Source organism: Flavobacterium weaverense (genome assembly GCF_003688495.1).
Taxonomy (GTDB): Bacteria; Bacteroidota; Bacteroidia; order Flavobacteriales; family Flavobacteriaceae; genus Flavobacterium; species Flavobacterium weaverense.
On sequence record NZ_REFH01000009.1, the window covers coordinates 457,743 to 479,958 of the forward strand.

Annotated in this window: 15 protein-coding genes and 3 tRNA genes; 9 read left to right on the forward strand and 9 right to left on the reverse strand. The window is 33.8% G+C overall.

All coding sequences use genetic code 11. The features are described 5' to 3' along the window. Positions 1 to 119: 119 nt before the first annotated feature. From BC961_RS08735 to BC961_RS08750, 4 genes are all read right to left on the reverse strand, one after another. The gene (locus BC961_RS08735; protein ID WP_121925461.1) at positions 120 to 518 is read right to left on the reverse strand and encodes a DUF2452 domain-containing protein; all 399 of its coding nucleotides are present in this window, start codon (positions 516 to 518) and stop codon (positions 120 to 122) included. A 220-nt stretch (positions 519 to 738) separates the two neighbouring features. After that, positions 739 to 812 (reverse strand) — tRNA-Arg (locus BC961_RS08740). A 39-nt stretch (positions 813 to 851) separates the two neighbouring features. Next, a tRNA-Pro gene (locus BC961_RS08745) sits at positions 852 to 926 on the reverse strand. A 19-nt stretch (positions 927 to 945) separates the two neighbouring features. Beyond that, positions 946 to 1,029 (reverse strand) — tRNA-Ser (locus BC961_RS08750). 228 nt (positions 1,030 to 1,257) lie between these two features. On the opposite strand from BC961_RS08750, the gene BC961_RS08755 reads away from it, so the two are divergent. After that, on the forward strand, positions 1,258 to 2,436 hold the full coding sequence (locus tag BC961_RS08755) for an acetyl-CoA C-acyltransferase (protein ID WP_121925462.1): 1,179 nt from the start codon (positions 1,258 to 1,260) through the stop codon (positions 2,434 to 2,436). A 69-nt stretch (positions 2,437 to 2,505) separates the two neighbouring features. After that, on the forward strand, positions 2,506 to 3,267 hold the full coding sequence (locus tag BC961_RS08760) for a C40 family peptidase (protein ID WP_121925463.1): 762 nt from the start codon (positions 2,506 to 2,508) through the stop codon (positions 3,265 to 3,267). 53 nt (positions 3,268 to 3,320) lie between these two features. On the opposite strand, the gene BC961_RS08765 is transcribed toward BC961_RS08760, so the two are convergent. Beyond that, positions 3,321 to 4,589 carry a tetratricopeptide repeat protein gene (locus BC961_RS08765; RefSeq protein ID WP_121925464.1) on the reverse strand — a complete coding sequence of 423 codons (1,269 nt, stop codon included), beginning with the start codon at positions 4,587 to 4,589 and terminating at the stop codon, positions 3,321 to 3,323. Between the two features lie 53 nt (positions 4,590 to 4,642). Beyond that, positions 4,643 to 7,285, reverse strand: a complete 2,643-nt coding sequence (gene gyrA, locus BC961_RS08770; protein ID WP_121925465.1) for a DNA gyrase subunit A — start codon at positions 7,283 to 7,285, stop codon at positions 4,643 to 4,645. A gap of 256 nt (positions 7,286 to 7,541) precedes the next feature. Here gyrA and BC961_RS08775 point away from each other — a divergent pair, with 256 nt between their 5' ends. The 4 genes from BC961_RS08775 (at position 7,542) to BC961_RS08790 (ending at position 12,618) form a co-directional block, all read left to right on the forward strand. Next, positions 7,542 to 10,088 (forward strand): ATP-dependent Clp protease ATP-binding subunit, encoded by a 2,547-nt coding sequence (locus tag BC961_RS08775; protein WP_121925466.1) that lies wholly within the window; start codon positions 7,542 to 7,544, stop codon positions 10,086 to 10,088. A gap of 137 nt (positions 10,089 to 10,225) precedes the next feature. Then, positions 10,226 to 11,596, forward strand: a complete 1,371-nt coding sequence (gene rimK, locus BC961_RS08780; RefSeq protein ID WP_121925467.1) for a 30S ribosomal protein S6--L-glutamate ligase — start codon at positions 10,226 to 10,228, stop codon at positions 11,594 to 11,596. Between the two features lie 20 nt (positions 11,597 to 11,616). Next, positions 11,617 to 12,135: a DUF421 domain-containing protein gene (locus BC961_RS08785; RefSeq protein WP_121925468.1), complete on the forward strand. Its 519-nt coding sequence runs from the start codon at positions 11,617 to 11,619 to the stop codon at positions 12,133 to 12,135. A gap of 87 nt (positions 12,136 to 12,222) precedes the next feature. Then, entirely contained in the window at positions 12,223 to 12,618 is a 396-nt protein-coding gene (locus BC961_RS08790; protein ID WP_121925469.1) for an OsmC family protein, read from the forward strand. Between the two features lie 87 nt (positions 12,619 to 12,705). On the opposite strand, the gene BC961_RS08795 is transcribed toward BC961_RS08790, so the two are convergent. Genes BC961_RS08795 through hutH form a run of 3 tightly spaced genes read right to left on the reverse strand, consistent with a single transcriptional unit; the run spans position 12,706 to position 16,291 of the window. Next, positions 12,706 to 14,052: an inorganic phosphate transporter gene (locus BC961_RS08795; RefSeq protein ID WP_121925470.1), complete on the reverse strand. Its 1,347-nt coding sequence runs from the start codon at positions 14,050 to 14,052 to the stop codon at positions 12,706 to 12,708. A gap of 30 nt (positions 14,053 to 14,082) precedes the next feature. Beyond that, positions 14,083 to 14,727: a DUF47 domain-containing protein gene (locus tag BC961_RS08800; protein ID WP_121925471.1), complete on the reverse strand. Its 645-nt coding sequence runs from the start codon at positions 14,725 to 14,727 to the stop codon at positions 14,083 to 14,085. Positions 14,728 to 14,776: 49 nt separating this feature from the next. Further along, positions 14,777 to 16,291, reverse strand: a complete 1,515-nt coding sequence (hutH, locus tag BC961_RS08805; RefSeq protein WP_121925472.1) for a histidine ammonia-lyase — start codon at positions 16,289 to 16,291, stop codon at positions 14,777 to 14,779. Positions 16,292 to 16,982: 691 nt separating this feature from the next. Between hutH and thrA the strand changes: the two genes are divergently transcribed. From thrA to thrC, 3 genes are all read left to right on the forward strand, one after another. Continuing rightward, entirely contained in the window at positions 16,983 to 19,430 is a 2,448-nt protein-coding gene (gene thrA, locus BC961_RS08810; protein WP_121925473.1) for a bifunctional aspartate kinase/homoserine dehydrogenase I, read from the forward strand. A gap of 90 nt (positions 19,431 to 19,520) precedes the next feature. Beyond that, positions 19,521 to 20,444, forward strand: coding sequence for a homoserine kinase (locus BC961_RS08815; RefSeq protein WP_121925474.1), 924 nt, complete (start codon positions 19,521 to 19,523; stop codon positions 20,442 to 20,444). Positions 20,445 to 20,631: 187 nt separating this feature from the next. Next, positions 20,632 to 21,924 carry a threonine synthase gene (gene thrC / locus BC961_RS08820; protein ID WP_121925475.1) on the forward strand — a complete coding sequence of 431 codons (1,293 nt, stop codon included), beginning with the start codon at positions 20,632 to 20,634 and terminating at the stop codon, positions 21,922 to 21,924. Positions 21,925 to 22,216: the final 292 nt, after the last annotated feature.

The window sequence follows — 22,216 nt, forward strand, 5'->3', positions numbered from 1 at the left end:
TTTACACAAAAAAATATCCTTCAAAACCCTGAAGGATATTTTTTTTTCTTATTTGACACGATTTTAAAACGGGTTTTTTTCTACTTTTAATAAAATTAATTTCTAGTAAAATTAAAAAGTTACGAGAGGTGAATCCATTTTTTATCGCTGTTCAACTTAAATGTGCCAATATGCTCTTTGTTCCATTCATTAGGACCAATTAACGAAAGAAAATCATTGCCATCAATACTTCGATACAAATGATAAATCTCCCCTACAACAGGCTCAAAAGAGAATTTAGAATTATAAACCAATTCGTTCCACTCAAATTCTTCGATTAAACTTTGATACTGCGCTTTAAGCTCATCAAACTTACTTTTAAATTCCTTGTTTACAGTAGTAATACCTCTACTCTTCCATGAAACTAAGTCGTCCATTCTAATTACTGGAGCACCTACGCTTGTTCCATAAGGTAATAAATTAGCATTGTATCCTTCAGTTTCCGAATAGACTATATTATCTGGTTTTTTATTTTCCATTGTAGTATTAATTGTTTTTCTGTTCTATTATTCCAATTAAGAAATGTCAACTTTAAAATTAGTATCAATCATCACAATCAAAATAAAATTACTTAAACCAATGATGATTTTGCTTTTGCAAATATAAAAATAATTAATTGTTTAATGATATTAAAAAAAGAATAAACAAAATAAATTTTAAACACAAAAAAACCGATACTAATAAAAGTATCGGTCTTTGTGAAGGCAGAAGGATTCGAACCTTCGACCGCCTGCTTAGAAGGCAGGTGCTCTATCCAGCTGAGCTATGCCTCCATTTATCTTATAAAACTTAAATGGAAAAAGTTTAATTAGTCGGGGTGGCAGGATTCGAACCTGCGGCCTCCTGCTCCCAAAGCAGGCGCGATAACCGAGCTACGCTACACCCCGAAAAACAAAATTATAAAAGCGGAGAGACAGGGACTCGAACCCTGGCACCGATCACTCGATGACAGTTTAGCAAACTGCTCCATTACCACTCTGGCACCTCTCCAAGCTCAAAGAAACGTGTCTTGTTTTGCGGTTGCAAATTTAGGACTTCTTTACGTTACTCACAACTATTTCGAGGCTTTTTTTTATTCTTTTTCACCTTATTTGCAAAAGCTCTTCACAATCAAACATATAGAATAGAAATAAATTTAAAAAAGATTATATCTGTGTCAAAATATGAAATTGTTTAAAAAAGATTAAATTTGCTAGATAAACCAACATTATCAAAGTTATGAACAAAAGAGTTGTTATCGTTTCTGCCGTTAGAACACCTATCGGAAGTTTTATGGGGGGATTATCTACAGTTACCGCTCCTAAGTTAGGTGCAGCAGCAATCAAAGGCGCATTAGACAAAATAAATTTAGACCCAAATTTAGTTGACGAAGTATTTATGGGCAATGTAGTTCAAGCTGGAACAGGACAAGCTCCTGCTCGTCAAGCTGCTATATTTGCTGGTCTTAATGAATCTGTTGCTTGTACCACTATTAATAAAGTTTGTGCTTCAGGAATGAAAGCAGTTATGTTGGGAGCTCAAGCTATTCAATGTGGCGATGCAGAAATTGTTGTTGCTGGTGGAATGGAAAACATGAGTTTGATACCTCATTATTTAAACTTAAGAAACGGTACTAAATTTGGTCCTGCTGCTATGGTTGACGGTATGCAGAAAGATGGACTTACAGATGCATATGATAACAGCGCAATGGGAGTTTGTGCTGACTTATGTGCTAGCGAATATAATTTTACCCGCGAAGACCAAGATAACTATGCAATTCAATCTTATGAGCGTAGTGCGAAAGCATGGGAAAGTGGAAAATTTGATAACGAAATTGTTCCTGTAGCGGTTCCGCAAAGAAAAGGAGACCCAATAGTGGTTTCTAAAGATGAAGAATTTACAAACGTAAAATTAGATAAAATTCCGTCTTTAAATCCTGTTTTTACTAAAGATGGCACGGTTACCGCAGCAAATGCTTCAACTATAAATGATGGTGCAGCAGCAGTAATATTAATGAGCGAAGAAAAAGCGCTTTCGTTAGGATTAAAACCGCTAGCGTACATAAAAGGATATGCAGATGCAGCTCAAGAGCCAAAATGGTTTACTACAAGCCCTGCTAAAGCTTTACCGAAGGCTCTAGACAAAGCAGGAATAAGTATTGATGCTGTAGACTACTTTGAGTTTAATGAGGCATTTGCAGTCGTTGGTTTAGCTAACGCTAAAATTTTAGGTCTAGCAAATGACAAAGTTAACGTAAATGGAGGTGCAGTTTCTTTAGGTCATCCTCTTGGCTGCTCTGGAGTTAGAATTATCGTTACCTTATTGAATGTTTTGGAACAAAATAATGCTAAAGTTGGTGCTGCTGCAATTTGCAACGGTGGTGGCGGTGCATCAGCTATCGTAATCGAAAGAATTTAAATAATAATAAATGATGGGTTATATGCCAAAAACATATAGCCCTAATTTTTAACTTCTAATTAAAGATAAATGTTTGGAATTTGTAATCTAGCAATGATACCACTTCGGTTTGAACCTAGTGATAGAAGCGAAATTGTTTCTCAGGTTTTGTTTGGAGAACATTTTGAAATTTTAGAGCAGTTGAAGCAGTGGACTCGCATCAGAATGCAATATGACGGATATGAAGGTTGGATCGATTTTAAACAATTACAACTTATCTCTGAGGAGAGTTTTAATAAATTATCTTCAGAAAAAATCGTGCTCAATGCAGATTTGATTGAATATATAACAACGCCATCAAACTTATTGATTCCCATTCCTTTAGGATCATCGTTATCCTTTCTAAATTATGGGGAAATAAATATTTCAAATTTTGAATTTGAAGGAGAGCGAACCAGTGCAGTAAAAGATAAATCACATTTGATTGATACTGCTTTTATGTATTTAAACGCGCCTTATCTTTGGGGAGGAAAAACGCCTTTTGGCATTGACTGCTCCGGTTTTACACAAATGGTGTATAAGCTAAACGGTTATAAATTACTACGTGATGCTTCACAACAATCTGCGCAAGGAGAACCTTTAAGTTTTATAGAAGAAAGTGAAGCTGGTGATTTAGCCTTTTTTGATAATGATGAAGGAAATATTATACACGTTGGTATCATCATGGAGGATAATTATATCATTCACGCCAGCGGAAAGATAAGAATTGATCGCTTAGATCACTTAGGTATTTTTAACGCAGAAACAAATAAACATACACACAAGTTAAGAGTCATTAAAAAAATTATATAAAAAAAACCGGTTTGAAAAATTTCAAACCGGATTTTTATACTTAAAGATCAGAATTACATCTTAGCTTTCAATGCTTTTGACTCTGCAGTCATTTCTAAAGCACTATAAACATTTAATAGAGTCTTAGCAACATCTACATTTTTAGGATCTAATTCATATCCTTTTTTAAGGAATGGAATCACACTTTTAAAAATGTTATCTCTCTTAACTTTTAATTCGTCGTAACGCTTCATGTCTTTAGTAGAAGTACCTAACTTATTCATTTCATCAATGATTGGTTTCTCTCCTTCTAATTTCAAAGCTGCTAGATTAATATAAGCGTTGATGTAGTCAGGCTTAATTTCCATTGCACGTAAATAATACTTTTCAGCATCTGCTTTATTTCCTGCATTTCCACTGATTACACCTAAATTGAAAGTCAAATCAGCATCATTAGGATTTTTTGCTAAAACTTCTCCAATTAATTTTTTGTAAGTCTCGTAATCTTTAGACTCCAAATATAAATTAGCTTCAGTTAATACTAAAGAAGTATCATCTGGATTAGCTAATCTCGCTTCAGAAATTGCTTTTTTAGCTTCATCCGTTTTACCGTTTTCTACTAAAATTAAAGCCATGTTTTTATAGATTTCTCCTCTTTTTGAAGGAACATCTTCACTTCTTGGCTTTTCGTGCGTACCAATTTTTACAGATAAATCTCTTTCTTTAGATGTGTTGAAAAAATCTTCTGCATTTGTCAATTTATTCATCGCAAAGTAGCTTTTACCTTTTCCAGAATAATTTAACTTTTTCAAATTTTCATATAACTCTAAAGCTTTATCATACTCTTTAGCATTAATATAAGTTGATGCTGCATAATACAAGTTTATTGTATCTTTTTTATCTAACAAATACGCGTCGTATAATTTTTTAGCACTTGCTGAATGTTTATCTGCTTTTGATTCTTCAATCGCAGTATTAATCAGCTTAAATTTAATGTCAGTGATTGAGGATGTCGCTTGAGGTGTAAATTTTACTTTTCCTGAAGTTTTCTCAACATCCATCAAATCTTGATACGCCTTTGCAGCCATAGAAAGATTTTTATCTGCATCAACTTTTTTGTTTGCTAAATCTAAAAGAGCATTCCCTTTAATAAAATAGAATTGAGCCTTTTCAGCGTCTGAAGCATTACTAATTAAAGATTCAGCTTCCATTAAAATAGTAGCTGCTTCTTGAGACTTACCGCCTTTCATTGCTTTTTCAGCTGCTTTAATTTGATCTTTTTGAGCAAAAGTAGCTACTGATACCAATAACGCTGATGCTAGTAATACATATTTACTTTTCATAACATTGTTTGTTTAATTTAAATTTATTGTTGGTTCACTATAACAATCTACGTCTATTCGTCAGAATCATCTTCTTCCGACTCGTCTTCTAATTCTTCTTCAACATCAGTTTCATCCTCATCATCTTCCTCTTCAGCACCTTCGTCTTCAAGAACTTCTAATACTGGTTTAACTCTTTCGATAGCTTCTGTTTCAATTACGTTTCCATCTTCATCAACTACAACTTCAACTACATCATCTTTCATTACTTTAGTAACTGCAGCGATTGAGTCTTTACCTTTAAGGTTGATTAACTTAACTCCTTGAGTAGCACGTCCCATAACGCGTAAATCTTCAATAGCCATTCTTATTGTCAATCCTGATTTATTAATAATCATTAAATCATCTGCATCAGTAACTGCATTTATCGAAATTAACTTACCTGTTTTCTCAGTAATATTTAAGGTTTTAACTCCTTTACCACCACGGTTTGTGATTCTATAAACATCTTCGCCGTCTTCAACAAGTTTTGTACGTTTACCGTAACCGTTTTCAGTAACAACTAAGATCTGAGAATCATTGATATTTTCCTTATCTACAGTAACCATACCAATTACTTCATCAGTATCATCTTTTAACGTAATTCCACGAACTCCAGAAGCAGTTCTACCCATTGGACGAGTCTTAGTTTCTTCAAAACGAACCAATTTGCCTGACTTAACGGCTAAAATGATTTGGCTTTCACCATTTGTCAATTTTGCTTCTAAAAGTTCATCACCTTCCTTAATTGTAATTGCAGCAACACCATTAACTCTAGGTTTAGAATATTTCTCTAAAGATGTTTTCTTAACCTGACCTTTTTTGGTCACCATAATAAGATTATGACTAGTGATATAATCTTTATCTTTTAAATCTTGAGTACAAATGAAAGCTTTCACTTTATCGTCGCTTTCAATATTTACTAAGTTTTGAATCGCTCTTCCTTTAGCAGTTTTACTTCCCTCTGGAATTTCGTATACACGCATCCAGAAACATTTTCCTTTTTGAGTAAAGAACATCATGTACTGGTGATTTGTAGCGACAAACATGTGTTCTAAGAAATCTTGATCTCTTGTTCCAGCGCTTTTTTGCCCTACTCCTCCTCTATTTTGTGTTTTATACTCTGTAAGGTTGGTACGTTTGATATAACCTGCGTGAGAAATTGTAATAACCACATTTTCATCCGCAATCAAATCTTCGATACTTACATCTCCACCAGAATATTCAATAATTGAACGACGCTCATCTCCGTATTTTTCACGAATTTCGATTAGCTCCTCTTTTATCAAATTTGTTCTTAAATCAACATTTTCTAATAATGCTTTTAAGTGTGCAATCAATTTCATCAACTCTTCATATTCAGCTCTCAACTTGTCTTGTTCAAGACCAGTCAATTGACGCAAACGCATTTCTACAATAGCACGCGCTTGAATATCTGATAATTCAAATCTTTTCATTAATTTTTCACGAGCTTCCTCTGTATTTTTCGAACTTCTAATTAAAGCGATTACTTCGTCAATATTGTCAGAAGCAATAATTAAACCTTCTAAAATATGCGCGCGTTCTTCTGCTTTACGCAATTCAAAACGAGTTCTTCTTACTACAACATCATGGCGGTGCTCTACAAAATAGTGAATCATTTCTTTTAGATTCAACATTTGTGGACGACCTTTAACTAATGCAATATTATTTACACTAAAAGAAGACTGAAGTTGTGTGTATTTGTATAACGTATTTAAAACTACGTTAGGAGTAGCATCACGTTTCAAGATGTAAACGATACGCATACCGTTTCTATCTGATTCATCACGAATATTTGCTATTCCATCTATCTTTTTATCATTAACTAAGTCGGCAGTACGTTTAATCATATCTGCTTTGTTAACTTGGTATGGAATCTCAGTTACAATGATACATTCTCTACCATCAACTTCTTCAAAACCAACCTTTGCACGCATTACAACACGTCCTCTACCTGTTTTGAAAGCTTCCCGAACTCCATCGTAACCGTAAATAACTCCACCCGTAGGAAAATCTGGTGCTTTAATATAATTCATCAATTCATCGATTTCGATTTCATTGTTGTCCATAAAAGCTAACGTACCATTGATTACTTCCGTCAAGTTGTGCGGCGGCATATTTGTTGCCATACCCACTGCAATTCCTGTTGCTCCGTTAATTAACAAAGTAGGAACTCTTGTTGGCATTACTTTTGGCTCATATAAAGTATCGTCAAAATTCAATTGAAAATCAACTGTCTCTTTTTCGATATCAGCCATAATTTCTTCCGAAATCTTGCGCATTCTAGCTTCTGTATAACGCATTGCAGCTGGACTATCTCCATCTACAGATCCAAAGTTACCTTGACCATCCACTAATAAATAACGTAAACTCCATTCCTGAGCCATACGAACCATGGCGTCATAAACAGAAGTATCTCCGTGTGGGTGATACTTACCTAAAACTTCACCGACAATTCTGGCGGATTTTTTATGGGCTTTATTTGAAAAAACTCCTAAATCATACATTCCGTAAAGAACCCTTCTATGAACAGGCTTCAAGCCATCTCTAACATCTGGAAGTGCCCTTGATACAATTACTGACATCGAGTAATCGATGTAAGCTGATTTCATTTCATCTTCTATGTTAATAGGAATTAACTTTTCTCCTTCAGACATAAGTTGTTATATTAAAAAATTATATTAGTTTCAAAACGTGCCAATATACATCTTTTTGAAATTTTTTGGCCCATTTTAGCAGACTTATTTCAATGATTTATCAACAAAAGAATCTCACTATTTAGTTGATAATTTAAGGTAAATTTAACGCTGCAGTTATGATATTTTTTGTCTATTAGCTGACAAGACTAGTAATGGGAATACTTTTTGTTTTCCAATCACTAATTCACTAAATTTACGATATCAAATATATATTATGGATGATAATTTTTCACCGCGAGTAAAAGATGTTATAACCTATAGCAAGGAAGAAGCTTTGCGATTAGGACACGACTTTATAGGCACGGAACATTTAATGCTAGGTATTCTAAGAGATGGTAACGGAAAAGCAATTCAAATATTGAACAATCTCAATGTTGATTTAGACCATTTGCGTAGAAAAGTAGAAATCCTTAGTCCTGCCAGCACAAGTGTAGAAGTTAATATTGAAAAGAAGAATCTACATTTAACACGCCAAGCGGAAAGAGCCTTAAAGACGACTTTCTTAGAAGCTAAAGTATTTCAAAGTTCTTCAATAAGTACTGCACATCTCTTGTTGTGCATACTCAGAAACGAAAACGATCCAACAACAAAGCTATTGAATAAATTGAAAATCGATTATGATTTAGCTAAAGAAAATTATATAAATATGACTCCAAACGAAGAAGATTTTATCGAAAAATCCCCGCGAAATGAATCGTATAATGACGATTCAGGACAAGATGACAGTCTTAAAGAAGGAACTTTTAATAATCCCGCCAACAAATCAAACAAAAAATCGAAGACTCCTGTTTTAGATAATTTTGGGAGAGATTTAACAGAAATGGCTGAGGAAGGAAAACTTGATCCAGTTGTAGGACGTGAAAAAGAAATTGAGCGTGTTTCTCAAATTTTAAGCCGTCGTAAAAAGAACAATCCACTATTAATTGGAGAACCTGGAGTTGGAAAATCTGCTATTGCAGAAGGTTTAGCGCTTCGTATTATTCAAAAGAAAGTATCTCGAACATTATTCAATAAACGCGTAGTTACTTTAGATCTAGCCAGCCTTGTTGCTGGAACTAAATACCGTGGACAGTTTGAAGAACGTATGAAAGCTGTTATGAACGAATTAGAGAAAAATGATGACATCATTCTTTTTATAGACGAAATTCATACAATTGTTGGTGCCGGTGGTGCAACAGGTTCTTTGGATGCATCCAATATGTTTAAACCTGCGTTAGCACGTGGAGAAATTCAATGTATCGGTGCTACGACTTTAGACGAATACCGCCAATATATAGAAAAAGATGGAGCTTTAGAGAGACGTTTCCAAAAGATAATTGTAGAACCAACTTCTGTTGAAGAAACGATTACAATTTTGCACAATATTAAAAACAAATACGAAGACCACCACAATGTTACATACACTGATGATGCAATCGAAGCTTGTGTTAAATTAACGGATAGGTATATGTCTGAGCGCTTTTTACCTGACAAAGCTATTGATGCTTTAGACGAAGCAGGTTCAAGAGTTCACATTACAAATATTGAAGTTCCAAAGCAAATTTTGGATCTTGAACGTCAGTTAGAAGATGTTCGCGAACTTAAAAACGTTGTTGTAAAGAAACAAAAGTACGAAGAAGCAGCTAAGCTTAGAGATGACGAAAAACGAATTGAAAAAGATTTGGCAGTCGCACAAGAGCAATGGGAAGAAGACGCTAAAAATAATCGTATTGAAGTGACTGAAGACAATGTTGCTGATGTCGTTTCAATGATGAGTGGTATTCCTGTAAATAGAATTGCACAAACAGAAAGTAACAAGTTAGCTAAATTACCAGAACTTATTGAAGGTAAGGTAATTGGACAAAGAGAAGCAGTTATGAAAATTGCACGATCGATACAAAGAAATCGTGCGGGATTAAAAGATCCAAATAGACCAATTGGTTCATTTATTTTCTTGGGACAAACTGGTGTTGGAAAAACGCAATTAGCTAAAGTACTGGCTAAAGAATTATTCGATTCTGAAGATGCGCTAATCCGTATCGACATGAGTGAATACATGGAGAAGTTTGCAATTTCTAGACTTGTGGGAGCGCCTCCAGGATATGTAGGTTATGAAGAAGGTGGACAGTTAACGGAAAAAGTAAGAAGGAAACCTTATTGTGTTGTGCTTTTAGATGAAATTGAAAAAGCGCACCCTGATGTTTTTAACATGCTTTTACAAGTATTAGATGACGGTTATTTAACGGATAGTTTAGGACGAAAAATCGACTTCAAAAACACTATAATTATCATGACTTCAAATGTTGGAGCCAGACAATTAAAAGATTTCGGACAAGGTGTTGGTTTTGGAACTGCTGCGAAAGTAGCTCAGGCTGATGATAATTCGAAAAGTATTATCGAAAACGCATTGAAAAAAACTTTTGCTCCTGAATTCTTAAATAGGATCGATGACGTAATTGTATTTAATGCTTTAGAAAAAGAGCATATTGATTTAATTATAGAAATTGAATTGAAAAAACTATATGCTCGTGTAGCAGAATTAGGATATCAATTGAATCTTTCTGCTGAAGCAAAAGCATTTATTGCTGACAAAGGTTTTGATAGACAATTTGGCGCAAGACCTCTTAAAAGAGCAATTCAGAAATATGTTGAAGACGCACTAGCGGAAGAAATAATTACTTCTAAAATTGCTTCTGGTGATGAAATTTTCATGGATATTGAGGAAGGAGCTTCAGAGCTAACTGTTCAAGTTCATAAAGCTGGAGAACCAACTAATTTATAAATTTAGTTTCAAATAATTATAATAAACCCGTTACGTTTTCATAACCTAACGGGTTTATTCTTTATGTTAAATAGTCTTTTTTTCGAAAACTAATATTTACATTTGGTTTAGAAAAATGATTAAATTAAAATCAATATATGTCAGATAATAAAGTCATTCTAGGGAGTGAAGAGTGGTGCTCTTTTCCAGAATTAGGAATTCCTACTATAAAAGCGCGTGTAGATTCAGGTGCGAAAACATCAGCGCTACATGCCATAAATATTGCGCCGTTTATTAAAAACGAAGCCAACTGGGTGAAATTTGACATTAATCCAATCCAGAATAACTTAAAAACGGTAATTCACTGTGAAGCAAAACTAATTGACAAGCGAATTGTGAAAAGTTCAAGCGGATTTAGAGAGCAACGTTATGTTATTCAAACAAATCTCCAAATTGGAAATTCTTCTTGGCCAATAGAAATGACATTGACAAATCGCGATTCTATGGGATTCAGAATGCTTTTAGGTCGTGAGGCAATGAGCGGAAGAGTTTTAGTGGATCCAGAGCAAAAGTATCTTCTGGGCCAACCAACAACGGACACTTTAAAAGAATTATACAAGAATTCTGAGAAAGCAAGTTCAGGACTTCGAATAGGACTTTTAGCTAGCAATCCAGAACTATACAGCAATAAGCGAATCATGGAAGCCGGTGAAATGCGAGGTCACGAAATGCACTTTTTGAATATCAAAGAATGCTACATGAAATTGGACGCAAAAACTCCAGAAATTCACTATCGTGGTGGTAAAATATTGAATCAATTTGACGCAATTATTCCGAGGATAAGACCAAGTATCACGTTCTACGGCTGTGCATTAACTAGACAATTTGAAGCACTGAAAGTATATTGCTTAAATTCATCGCATGCTATTACACAGTCTCGTGACAAACTGTATTCATTACAATTACTTTTAAATCATGGTGTCGAAATTCCTACCACAGGATTTGCAAATTCACCTTTGGATACCGATGATTTAATAAAAATGGTAGGTGGGCCACCTTTAATTGTAAAATTATTAGAAGGAACTCAAGGAAAAGGAGTTGTATTAGCAGAAACAAAAAAAGCAGCTGAAAGTGTTATTAATGCATTCAAAAGTCTAAATGCTAATATTTTAGTGCAAGAATTTATTAAGGAAGCAAATGGTAAAGATATTCGATGCTTTGTAATTGATGGTAAAGTAGTTGCTGCTATTCAGCGCGAAGCAATGCCAGGCGAGTTTAGAGCAAATATACATCTCGGCGGAACCGCTTCGATTATAAAAGTAACTGCAGAAGAGAAACGCATCGCTATAAAGGCAACTAAAGCAATGGATCTAAAGGTAGCAGGTGTCGATATTATTCGTTCTTCAAAAGGTCCGCTTTTACTTGAAGTAAACTCTTCTCCTGGATTAGAAGGAATTGAAGGCGCAACTAATAAAGACATTGCAGGTGAGATGATTAAAGCTATTGAGAAAAACTTCAAACTAAAATAATCAGAGAATTTAGTGGCGCTATGATCGATCCATATCTTGATATAATAATTCGCAGTGCTGCCGTCTACTTTTTCATGGTGATAGCATTGCGCATTTTCGGCAAGAAGGAATTATCGCAATTAAACACCGCCGATGTTATTCTGATATTATTGATAAGCAATTCGGTTCAAAATGCAATGGTTGGAAACAACACGACTTTATGGGGTGGATTAGCCGCAGCCTCTGTGCTTTTCTTTATCAATTTTATATTAAAAAAATTGATGTTTAAAAATAAAAAGTTCAGTGATCTCATGCAAGAAAAGCCAGAGATATTAGTACATAATGGAACTTTAGATTTCAAAATATTAAGCAAGTTAAACATTACCTCTGACGAACTGAAAGAAGCGATGCGTGAACACGGAATTGAATACTTTAAAGACGTAAAGCTTGCTATGCTTGAGATTGATGGTAATATTAGTATTATTTCAGGTGTGGAAAATTTGAAGCAAACGTATCACAGACGTAAGCACGCTCACAAAAGCTTAAGCGGAAGTATTTAGAAGAAAATAACAACTACTCAAACCTTGTGAAAATTAGGCACTATAAATAATTTTCATTCTGTTTTTCGAAAAAAAAAACACTTTACTATGGATAAAATTACTGCACATATAGGATCAGCGTTTTACAAAACGGAAATTAAGTCAGCAACAAATACTATTATTTCAGACGAGCCTAAAAGCGATGGAGGAATGGATTTAGGTTTTTCGCCTTATGAGTTGCTGGCTTCTTCGCTAGCTGCTTGCACTTGCATCACTTTAAGAATGTACGCTAATAGAAAAGGCTGGGAATTACAAGATATTAAAGTAGAAGTGAACATAGTAGAAGAAGCTGAGGAAAAGAAAACAACGATAATTAGATCTATTGAATTATTTGGAAGTTTAGATACGGAGCAAAAGAAAAGATTACTAAATATTGCTAACAAGTGTCCAGTTCACAATATTTTGACAAATACTATCGAAGTCAAAACCGATATTATCCAATAGTATTATTTAAGATAATGTTAATCACCTTGAGTAAACAAAGAAGCCATTCGTAAGAATGGCTTCTTTGCTTTTAAAATGTATCAAATACTAAAGAAAGATACTTAAAACATAATATATTATCGCTGCTAAAATAGCTGAAATAGGAATTGTTAAAACCCAAGCCCATAACAAACTTACCGTCATTCCCCAACGAACTGCAGAAACTCTTTTGGTTAATCCTACTCCAATAATAGAACCAGTGATAGTATGTGTAGTACTTACAGGCACTCTGAAATGCTCCGTAAAGTATAATGTTAATGCTCCCGCTGTTTCTGCTGCAACTCCTTCAAAAGAAGTTACTTTAGTAATCTTGGAACCCATAGTTTTTACAATTTTCCAACCTCCGCTTAATGTTCCAGCTGCAATAGCAGAATAACACGCTAGAGGAATCCATTCTGGCATTTTAAAATCACCATCAGCGTTTGGCAAGACTACATCTAACCAATCCGGTAAACTATCTTGCGTGATTCCGCTCGTGTGAATGTAAACGGTAACCGCTGCTGCAATGATTCCCATTACCTTTTGCGAGTCATTACCACCGTGACCTAAACTAAAAGCTGCAGATGAAATTAATTGCATCTTTTTTAACCAATAATTGGATTGATGTAAATTTAAACTACTAAAGGTCAAGCAAAAACCGCTAACCGAAAGTACAATAAACGCGACTAAAAACCATTTAATATTATGCGACTCTAGAGCGATACTCCAAAAATGAGAGTCGAATCTAGGTTTCTTTATTTGTTCGTAGTATATCATTTGGCTTTCGACAAACCAAATAGTTAATAGCATTAAACCAATAGTAAAAAGCTTTGGATAAATACTTTTCTTAGAAGCGTTAAGAAGCCAAATCGATATTAAATAAGAGATTAGCGCCCCTAGAAGAGGAGCTATAACTATAAAAGCAATAATAATTAAAACTCCTGAAGGAAAACCTCCTTCAATACCTGGAGTATACCAGTTTACTGTATTATACCAATAAGCAGAATGAGTTTCAGCGCCATCTATAACTGTATATTCAAAAAAACCATGAACTGCAATAGCGTGAGCAATAGCAGCACCAGCAAAACCACCAATTAAAGTGTGAGAAGAACTAGAAGGAATTCCTTGCCACCAAGTAAATAGATTCCAAATTATCGCTGCAATAACTCCTGCAAGAATTACAACCAAATCTATTTCTAATGTATTTGCAGTTTTTGCAACCGTATCAGCTACACCAAAACCAAAAACCCAATAGGCTAAAAAGTTAAAAAAAGCAGCCCAAACAACTGCTTGGAAAGGAGTTAATACCTTAGTAGCAACAACCGTTGCAATAGCATTAGCAGCATCGTGAAAACCATTGATGTAATCAAAGATTAAAGCTAAAACTATGATAACTATAAGTAGAGTAAATTCCATAATTACAATTTCAGAATAAAACGGATTAAATTAAGAATGTTTTACAGAAATTGACTCCAGAACACTTGCTACACTTTTACATTTATCAGCAGCATTTTCTAGAACAGAAAGAACTTCCTTGTACTTAATAATGTTTTTAGCATCAGTTTCATTTTCGAATAAATCAAGAACTGCTTTATCGTAAACATTATCTGATTTATTTTCTAGCTTGTTGATTCGAACGATAGCATCAGTGATGTTTTTCATTTTTTTCAAATCTCTCAACTCTCTAACAGCAACATCAATATTTTGACAAGCCTCAAGATTTATTTCTGTTAATTTTCGAATTGACTTTGTAATCTTGTCAACTTGATACAATCTCATCCTACTCGCAGCACCGTGAAGGTAATCAGCAACATTGTCAATAGAAGTAATTAACGCGTGAATATCTTCTCTATCAAAAGGAGTAATAAAATTTCTACTTAATTCTAAATTAGTTTGGCGCGTGATGTCCTCCCCTTTTTGTTCTAAAGTATCAATCTTTTGAAAAAGAACTTCGCGCTCTTTTAAAGGCAGATTCACAGCTTCGTGTAAATTTGTCGCAATCTCAATTAAATTGCTAGACGCTTGTTCGAAAAGAGGAAAGAATTTTTTATCCTTAGGAACTAGAAACTGGAAAAAGTTATTTATGTTCATTTACTTTTAATTTAGTGCGACAAAATTACTGCATTCTTGACTTTTAATGTTAAGTTAATATTAACAAATCAGTTTCGATCTGAAAAGTATTTAAAAAATTAACCGTCTTTTCAATATCATAGTGTAAAATTCTGTCTTCTTTAATAAAAGGGACCTCTTCACGATACGCACTCAAAAACATTTCTATAAAATCACTTGACTGTAAAGGACGTCGATATTCTATCGCTTGAGAGGCATTCATCAATTCAATTGCTAAAATTCGCTCTAAATTATCTAAAACGCGCAGCGCCTTTGTTGCCGCATTTGCTCCCATGCTTACGTGATCTTCCTGTCCATTACTAGAAACAATGCTATCAATGCTTGCTGGTGTTGCTAATTGTTTATTTTGACTTGCTATACTTGCTGCGGTATATTGTGGAATCATCAAACCAGAGTTTAAACCGGGATTATCAACTAAAAACGCAGGAAGATTTCTAGTTCCTGATATCAATTGATAGGTTCTTCTCTCCGAAATACTTCCTAATTCAGCTAAGGCAATGGCCATAAAATCTAAGGCTAAAGCCAAAGGTTGTCCGTGGAAATTTCCACCAGATATAATTTGGTCACTTTCAATAAATATATTTGGATTATCTGTAACAGAATTTATTTCAGTTTTAAACACTTTTTTGACATATTCAATGGCATCTTTTGATGCTCCGTGTACTTGTGGCATACATCTAAAAGAATATGGATCTTGAACATGTGCTTTTGTTTGCCCTATAATTTCACTTCCTTCAAGAAAACCTTTAATGCGCTTTGCAGTTACAATCTGTCCTTTATGAGGTCTTATAAAATGGATTAGCTCATGGAAAGGTTCTATTCTACCGTCAAAACCTTCTAGAGAAATTGTTCCTATTAAATCAGCTAAATAAGAAAATTTGCTAACTTTCATTAAAATGTGAGCTCCATAAGCGCTCATAAATTGTGTTCCGTTTAACAATGCTAATCCTTCTTTTGACTGTAGCATTATTGGTTCCCAATTAAATGCTTTCATTACCACACTAGTGTGAACTTTTTTCCCTTCATAATACACTTCACCTTCACCAAGTAATGGTAATGACAAATGCGCTAAAGGTGCTAAGTCACCAGATGCTCCTAGAGATCCTTGCGTATAAATTACAGGTAAAATATCATTATTATAGAAAGCAATTAAACGTTCTACTGTTTGTAATTGAATTCCGGAGTGTCCGTAACTTAAAGACTGAATTTTCAACAATAACATCAGTTTTACAATATGACTTGGAACTTCTTCACCTGTGCCACATGAATGTGATTTGACAAGATTTTCTTGGAGTTTAGATAAGTTCTCGTTCGATATTTTCACGTTACAAAGCGAACCAAAACCTGTATTAATACCGTAAATAGCATCAGATTGTGAAGCCATTTTTTTGTCTAAATAGTCTCGGCATTTTTGAATATTTATTTTTGCCTCTTCAGACAAAGATAATTCTTTATGATGTGATATAATTTCCTCTAAAGATTCCAAGCTAAGTAATTCAGTACTAATATAATGCGTATTGTCCATTTTGATCGTGTTTAAAAGGTAAAATTGAGTAAATCTTTAGTATTACACAACACATATTGACAATAATTTAAAAAATGCAGTTAAACAAAACCAAATTATGAATTCTGTGCAACAATAGCATCCTCTCGAACCAAATTTACAACACTACATTCCTACTACTTCAATAGTAATTTTATTTATTGATAGTTTAAAGTAAATTGGAAACAATAACGATAAAATTTATCAAAGTGAGAATATAAAACATAAATAATCATCAAAAATTAGTATCGAATAATTTTGTATGGTTCTTATTTCTACGAATAGTTAAAAAGCAATGTTTATAAATTACAGAATCTATAATTAAGAACGAATAGCACTTCATATTCTACGCTATTCGTAAAAACGATTGGAAAGTTTTCTGCTTTTATAAAAAAGGGTAGTTTTGTAATATCAAAATGACAAACAACAGCATTACATATCAATCTCCGATATCAACTCAAATTTGGGTTGCAACTGCTGCTACATTTACTACAACAACTACAACTACCCCTTTGGGGTAAATTTTCTTCATATAATCCTGTTCATTATATCTTTTTTTTCGAAAGAAGATAGCTCTTGGGGTTGTAAAAAATATAATTTCTAAAATCAAAATACCCACTGACTTTGTCTATTTAATAACGAAGAGACAAAGTCAAAAAAATAAAAGCTTGACATGAAAGTATTAAAATTTGGAGGATCTTCCGTTGCGAATGCGCAAAATATTAAACTGGTTATAGACATAGTCGTTAATTCGGCAAAAGACGAAAAATTAATTGTTGTAGTTTCTGCTTTTAGTAAAGTTACTGACCTTTTACAATTAGCTTCAAGAAAAGCTGCTGCAGGAGATGAGAGTTTTAAAGAAATTCTCATAGAAATAGAGAAAAAACATCTAGAGGCGATAAAAGAATTAATTCCTATAAGCGAACAGAGTAGCTTATTAAGTCATATCAAAAGAATTATCAATCACCTTGAAACTTTATTAGATGGCTGCTATCTTCTGGGTGAGTTATCACTAAGAACTGCAGATACTATCCTGAGTTTTGGTGAATTATTATCTTCTTATATAATCGCAGAGGCGCTAAAGCAAAATCTAAAAAATAGTGGCTACAAAGATAGCCGCGAGTTGATAAAAACAAACAGTCATTTTGGAAAAGCAGCAGTTAATTTTGAAATTTCAAATCAGCTGATAATTGATTATTTTGAATCGAACGAAAATCAAGTCGTTGTACTACCCGGATTCATAGCAGCATCGCTTGATGGGATCAACACAACTCTTGGACGCGGTGGATCTGACTACTCTGCAGCTATTATGGCAGGTGCATTAAATGCAAATCAGCTCGAAATCTGGACTGACGTAAACGGAATGTATACTGCAAATCCAAAAGTAGTGAAACAAGCACAGCCAATCGCTTTTATTTCCTACCAAGAGGCAATGGAGTTATCGCATTTTGGTGCTAAAGTGTTATATCCACCAACCATTCAGCCTGTCTTAAGAAAAAATATTCCCATTCTTATTAAAAACACATTCGAGCCAGACGCAGAAGGTACTTATATTTCGAATCAAGAAATGACTTATAAAAATCCTGTGAAAGGAATAAGCCATATCGATAATATTACTTTAATTACACTAGAAGGCCCTGGAATGATTGGCGTTACAGGTTCTTCTAAAAGGCTTTTTGAAGTTTTGTCATACCAAGAAATTAATGTAATATTCATTACACAAGCTTCTTCTGAACATTCTATTTGTATTGGAATTTTAAATTCTGATGCAGATTTAGCGCAAGAAGTTATTAATAAAGCTTTTGAAGTTGAAATTTCACAAAACAAAATCGATCCATGCATTGTAGAAAGAAATCTATGCATCATCGCATTAGTTGGTGAAAACATGAAAAACCATCAAGGTTTGAGCGGAAGAATGTTTAGCACTTTAGGGAAAAATAACGTAAATATCAGAGCAATTGCTCAAGGTGCATCCGAGAGAAATATTTCTGCAGTTATAAATGAAAGAGATGTCAAAAAAGCTTTGAATACGTTGCACGAAAATTTCTTTGAAGAGAACACAAAACAGCTTAACTTATTTGTAATGGGTGTTGGTAATGTAGGTGAAAAATTCATCGAGCAAATCCACAAACAAAATAATTATCTGAAAGAAAATCTTAAAATAAATGTGCGTGTGGTGGCAATTTCAAACTCTAGAAAGATGCATTTTGATGAGGAAGGAATAGACTTAAATGAATGGCAATCGTTGCTGCAAAATGGAGAAACTGCCGATCAAGAAAATTTTATCTCAGCAGTAAAAGATCTGAATTTACGCAACAGTATTTTTGTGGATATCACAGCTAACGAAAGTATTTCTAAAACGTATGAACATTATTTAAAACGCAATATTGCAGTTGTCACTTGTAATAAAATAGCTTGTGCATCTGAATATAATAATTATAAAAAGCTTAAAAACTTATCACAAAAATTCAATGCCCCATTTTTATTTGAAACTAATGTTGGAGCTGGATTGCCAATAATTGATACAGTGAAAAATCTAGTTGCTTCTGGTGACAAAGTCCATAAAATTCAAGCGGTATTATCCGGAAGCTTGAACTTTATTTTCAATAACTTCAATGAAGAAAATACTTTTCATGATGTTGTAAAAGAAGCTGGAGTACAAGGATTTACAGAGCCAGATCCTAAAATCGATTTGAGTGGAATTGACGTTGCTAGAAAGATATTAATTTTGATTCGTGAAAGCGGTTACCAAATGGAAATCGAAGAGATTACAAATGAATCTTTTATGCCAGCAGAATGTCTTGAAACAACATCAAACGAAGCCTTTTTCAACTCATTGAAAGATCATGCTTCTCATTTTGAAAATATTTATAAAGAAGCTTTAAGCAAAGATTCAAGATTGAAATATGTAGCACAATTCGAAAATGGAAAAGCGAATGTTGGTTTAAGATTCATCCCTAAAGATCATCCATTTTACAATTTAGAAGGAAAAGATAATATCGTATTATTCTTCACGGATCGTTATGTGGACCAACCTTTATTAATTAAAGGAGCTGGTGCAGGAGCGGCGGTTACTGCATCTGGAATTTTTGCAGATGTGATCAGAATTGGGAATAATTAATTAGTTGAAAGTAAACAGTTTTTGTCTTATCAGTAAAAGGTAAAACACCAAAAGACAAAAAAACTTTAGACTACAAGATTTAATAATATCATGAATGAAATAAAAATATTTTGTCCCGCAACTATCGCAAATCTTTCGTGTGGATTTGATGTGCTGGGACTTTGCTTAGAAACTGCGGGTGACGAAATGATTATTCGAAAATCAGATGTAAAAGGAGTTCGAATTACTAAAATAGTTGGCGCCGATTTACCGCTAGAAACAGAAAAAAATGTAGCAGGTGTTGCAGCTTTAGCCATGCTTGAAAATTTAGAAAGTGAATTTGGATTCGAAATCGAAATTTATAAGAACATTAAAGCCGGAAGTGGAATTGGAAGTAGTGCTGCTAGTTCGGCGGGAGCTGTTTTTGGAATAAACGAATTACTTGGTAGACCTTTTACAAGAAAAGAATTGGTATTGTTTGCCATGCAAGGTGAAAAGCTTGCTAGTGGAAATGCGCATGCTGATAACGTTGCTCCTGCTCTTTTAGGTGGTTTTACGTTAGTAAGAAGTTACAATCCACTAGATATAATTAAGATAGAAAGTCCATCTGAATTGTACGCAACAGTGGTACATCCACAAATTGAATTAAAAACTTCCGATGCACGTTCGGTATTAAAGCAAAATGTATCGCTGAAAAGCGCCATTGTACAATGGGGAAATCTAGGTGGGTTAATCGCAGGATTGTATACTAAAGATTATGATTTGATTGGTAGATCACTTCACGACGAAATTGTAGAACCTTTACGAAGCGTTTTGATTCCCGGGTTTGACTTAATTAAGCAAACCGCTATTGATAACGGCGCATTAGGATCTGGAATCTCAGGATCTGGACCATCTATATTTGCTTTAAGCAAAGGTGCAGCAACTGCAGAAAAAATTGCAAAAGCGATGAGTGAGGTTTATGAAAATATGAATTTACCTTATGAAATTCATGTGTCGAAAGTAAATGATGAAGGAGTGAAAATTATAATTTAAGATTTTTAATTAACAATTTTTGATTTCAGATATAACTTCGTTACCAAAAATTACAAATCTTCAATCTCTTATCTAAAGTACATTTTAAGAATAAAATAATTTAAGAATTTTGATTAAAAATTTTTGATTCCAGATGTAACGAGTTTACTAAAAAATCAAAAATCTATAATCCGCAATAAAAATCACAATGAAATACTACAGTTTAAACCATAACGCGCCTAAAGTCTCGTTTCAAGAGGCGGTAATACAAGGATTAGCGTCCGACAAAGGTTTATATTTTCCGGAAACAATAACACCAATAAATGCTGATTTTTTTGAAACTATCGAAAATTTAAGCAACGAGGAAATATCATTTGAGGCTATCGCGCAATTTGTAGGCGATGAAATTCCTACCACTATTTTAAAAGAAATTATTGCAGACACCTTATGTTTTGATTTTCCAGTGGTTGAAGTCGAAAAAGATATTTATTCTCTCGAATTATTTCATGGACCAACAATGGCTTTTAAGGATGTTGGCGCACGATTTATGTCTAGATGTTTAGGATATTTTAATAAAGATAATAAGGAAAGTAAAAACACGGTTTTGGTTGCTACATCAGGAGATACTGGTGGCGCTGTAGCAAGTGGATTTCTTGGTGTGAAAGGTGTTGAAGTAATAATTTTATATCCTTCTGGAAAAGTAAGCGATATACAAGAAAGACAATTAACTACGTTAGGTCAAAACATAACTGCTCTTGAAGTAGACGGTGTTTTTGATGATTGTCAAGATATGGTCAAAAAAGCATTTTTAGATTCAAATTTAAAGGACAAAAATTTAACTTCGGCGAATTCAATTAATATCGCGCGCTGGTTGCCACAAATGTTTTATTTCTTCTTGGCGTACAAAGAACTGAAAAAACACAACAAACCATTAATTTTCTCATGTCCAAGTGGAAATTTTGGAAATATCTGTGCTGGAATTATTGCTAAAAAATTAGGATTACCAATAGAGCATTTTGTAGCCTCTACTAACATAAATGATACTGTACCAAGATTTTTAGAGAATGGAATTTATGAGCCAAGAGCTTCTAAAGCAACTATATCAAACGCGATGGACGTGGGGAATCCAAGTAATTTTATCCGAATTCAAGAAATGTATCATAACGACTTAGAAAAGTTCGAGAAAGATTTTTCATCCTACACATTTTCTGATGAAGAAACTCTTGAGGCGATGAAAGCGATTTATAAGACAAGTGGTTATATTGCAGAGCCTCACGGAGCTGTTGGTTATCTAGGATTGAAAAAAGAATTAGCGAATCATGAAGATGCAATTGGGATTTTCTTAGAAACTGCTCACCCTATCAAGTTTTTAGATACCGTAGAACCTGCTTTAAATATAAAACTACCTATACCAAGCCAGATAGAAAGCGTTTTAAATAAAGAAAAAGTAAGCGTAAAAATTAAAACCTATCAAGATTTGAAAGAGTTTTTAATACACTAAAATTTCTATTATATTTTAAAGTTATAGTCCTCATTACATTTTTACGGAAAGTAAAAATGTAATGAGGATTAATTTTTATCATCTATTAAATAATCTATTTAACCAACAATAATATCAACGCTCTTTGCTATACTAATTATATAGAAAAAACAGGTAATTTAGCCTTGATAGCAGCGGCATCCTTTATGCTTGTTGTTCAAGCAGAAAGATACAGCGAATAGCGAGAGTTAATTGTCTCATAAAATCTATGATATGTGCTCCTATGACAAGAGAATCCGTAAAACTGCTACCG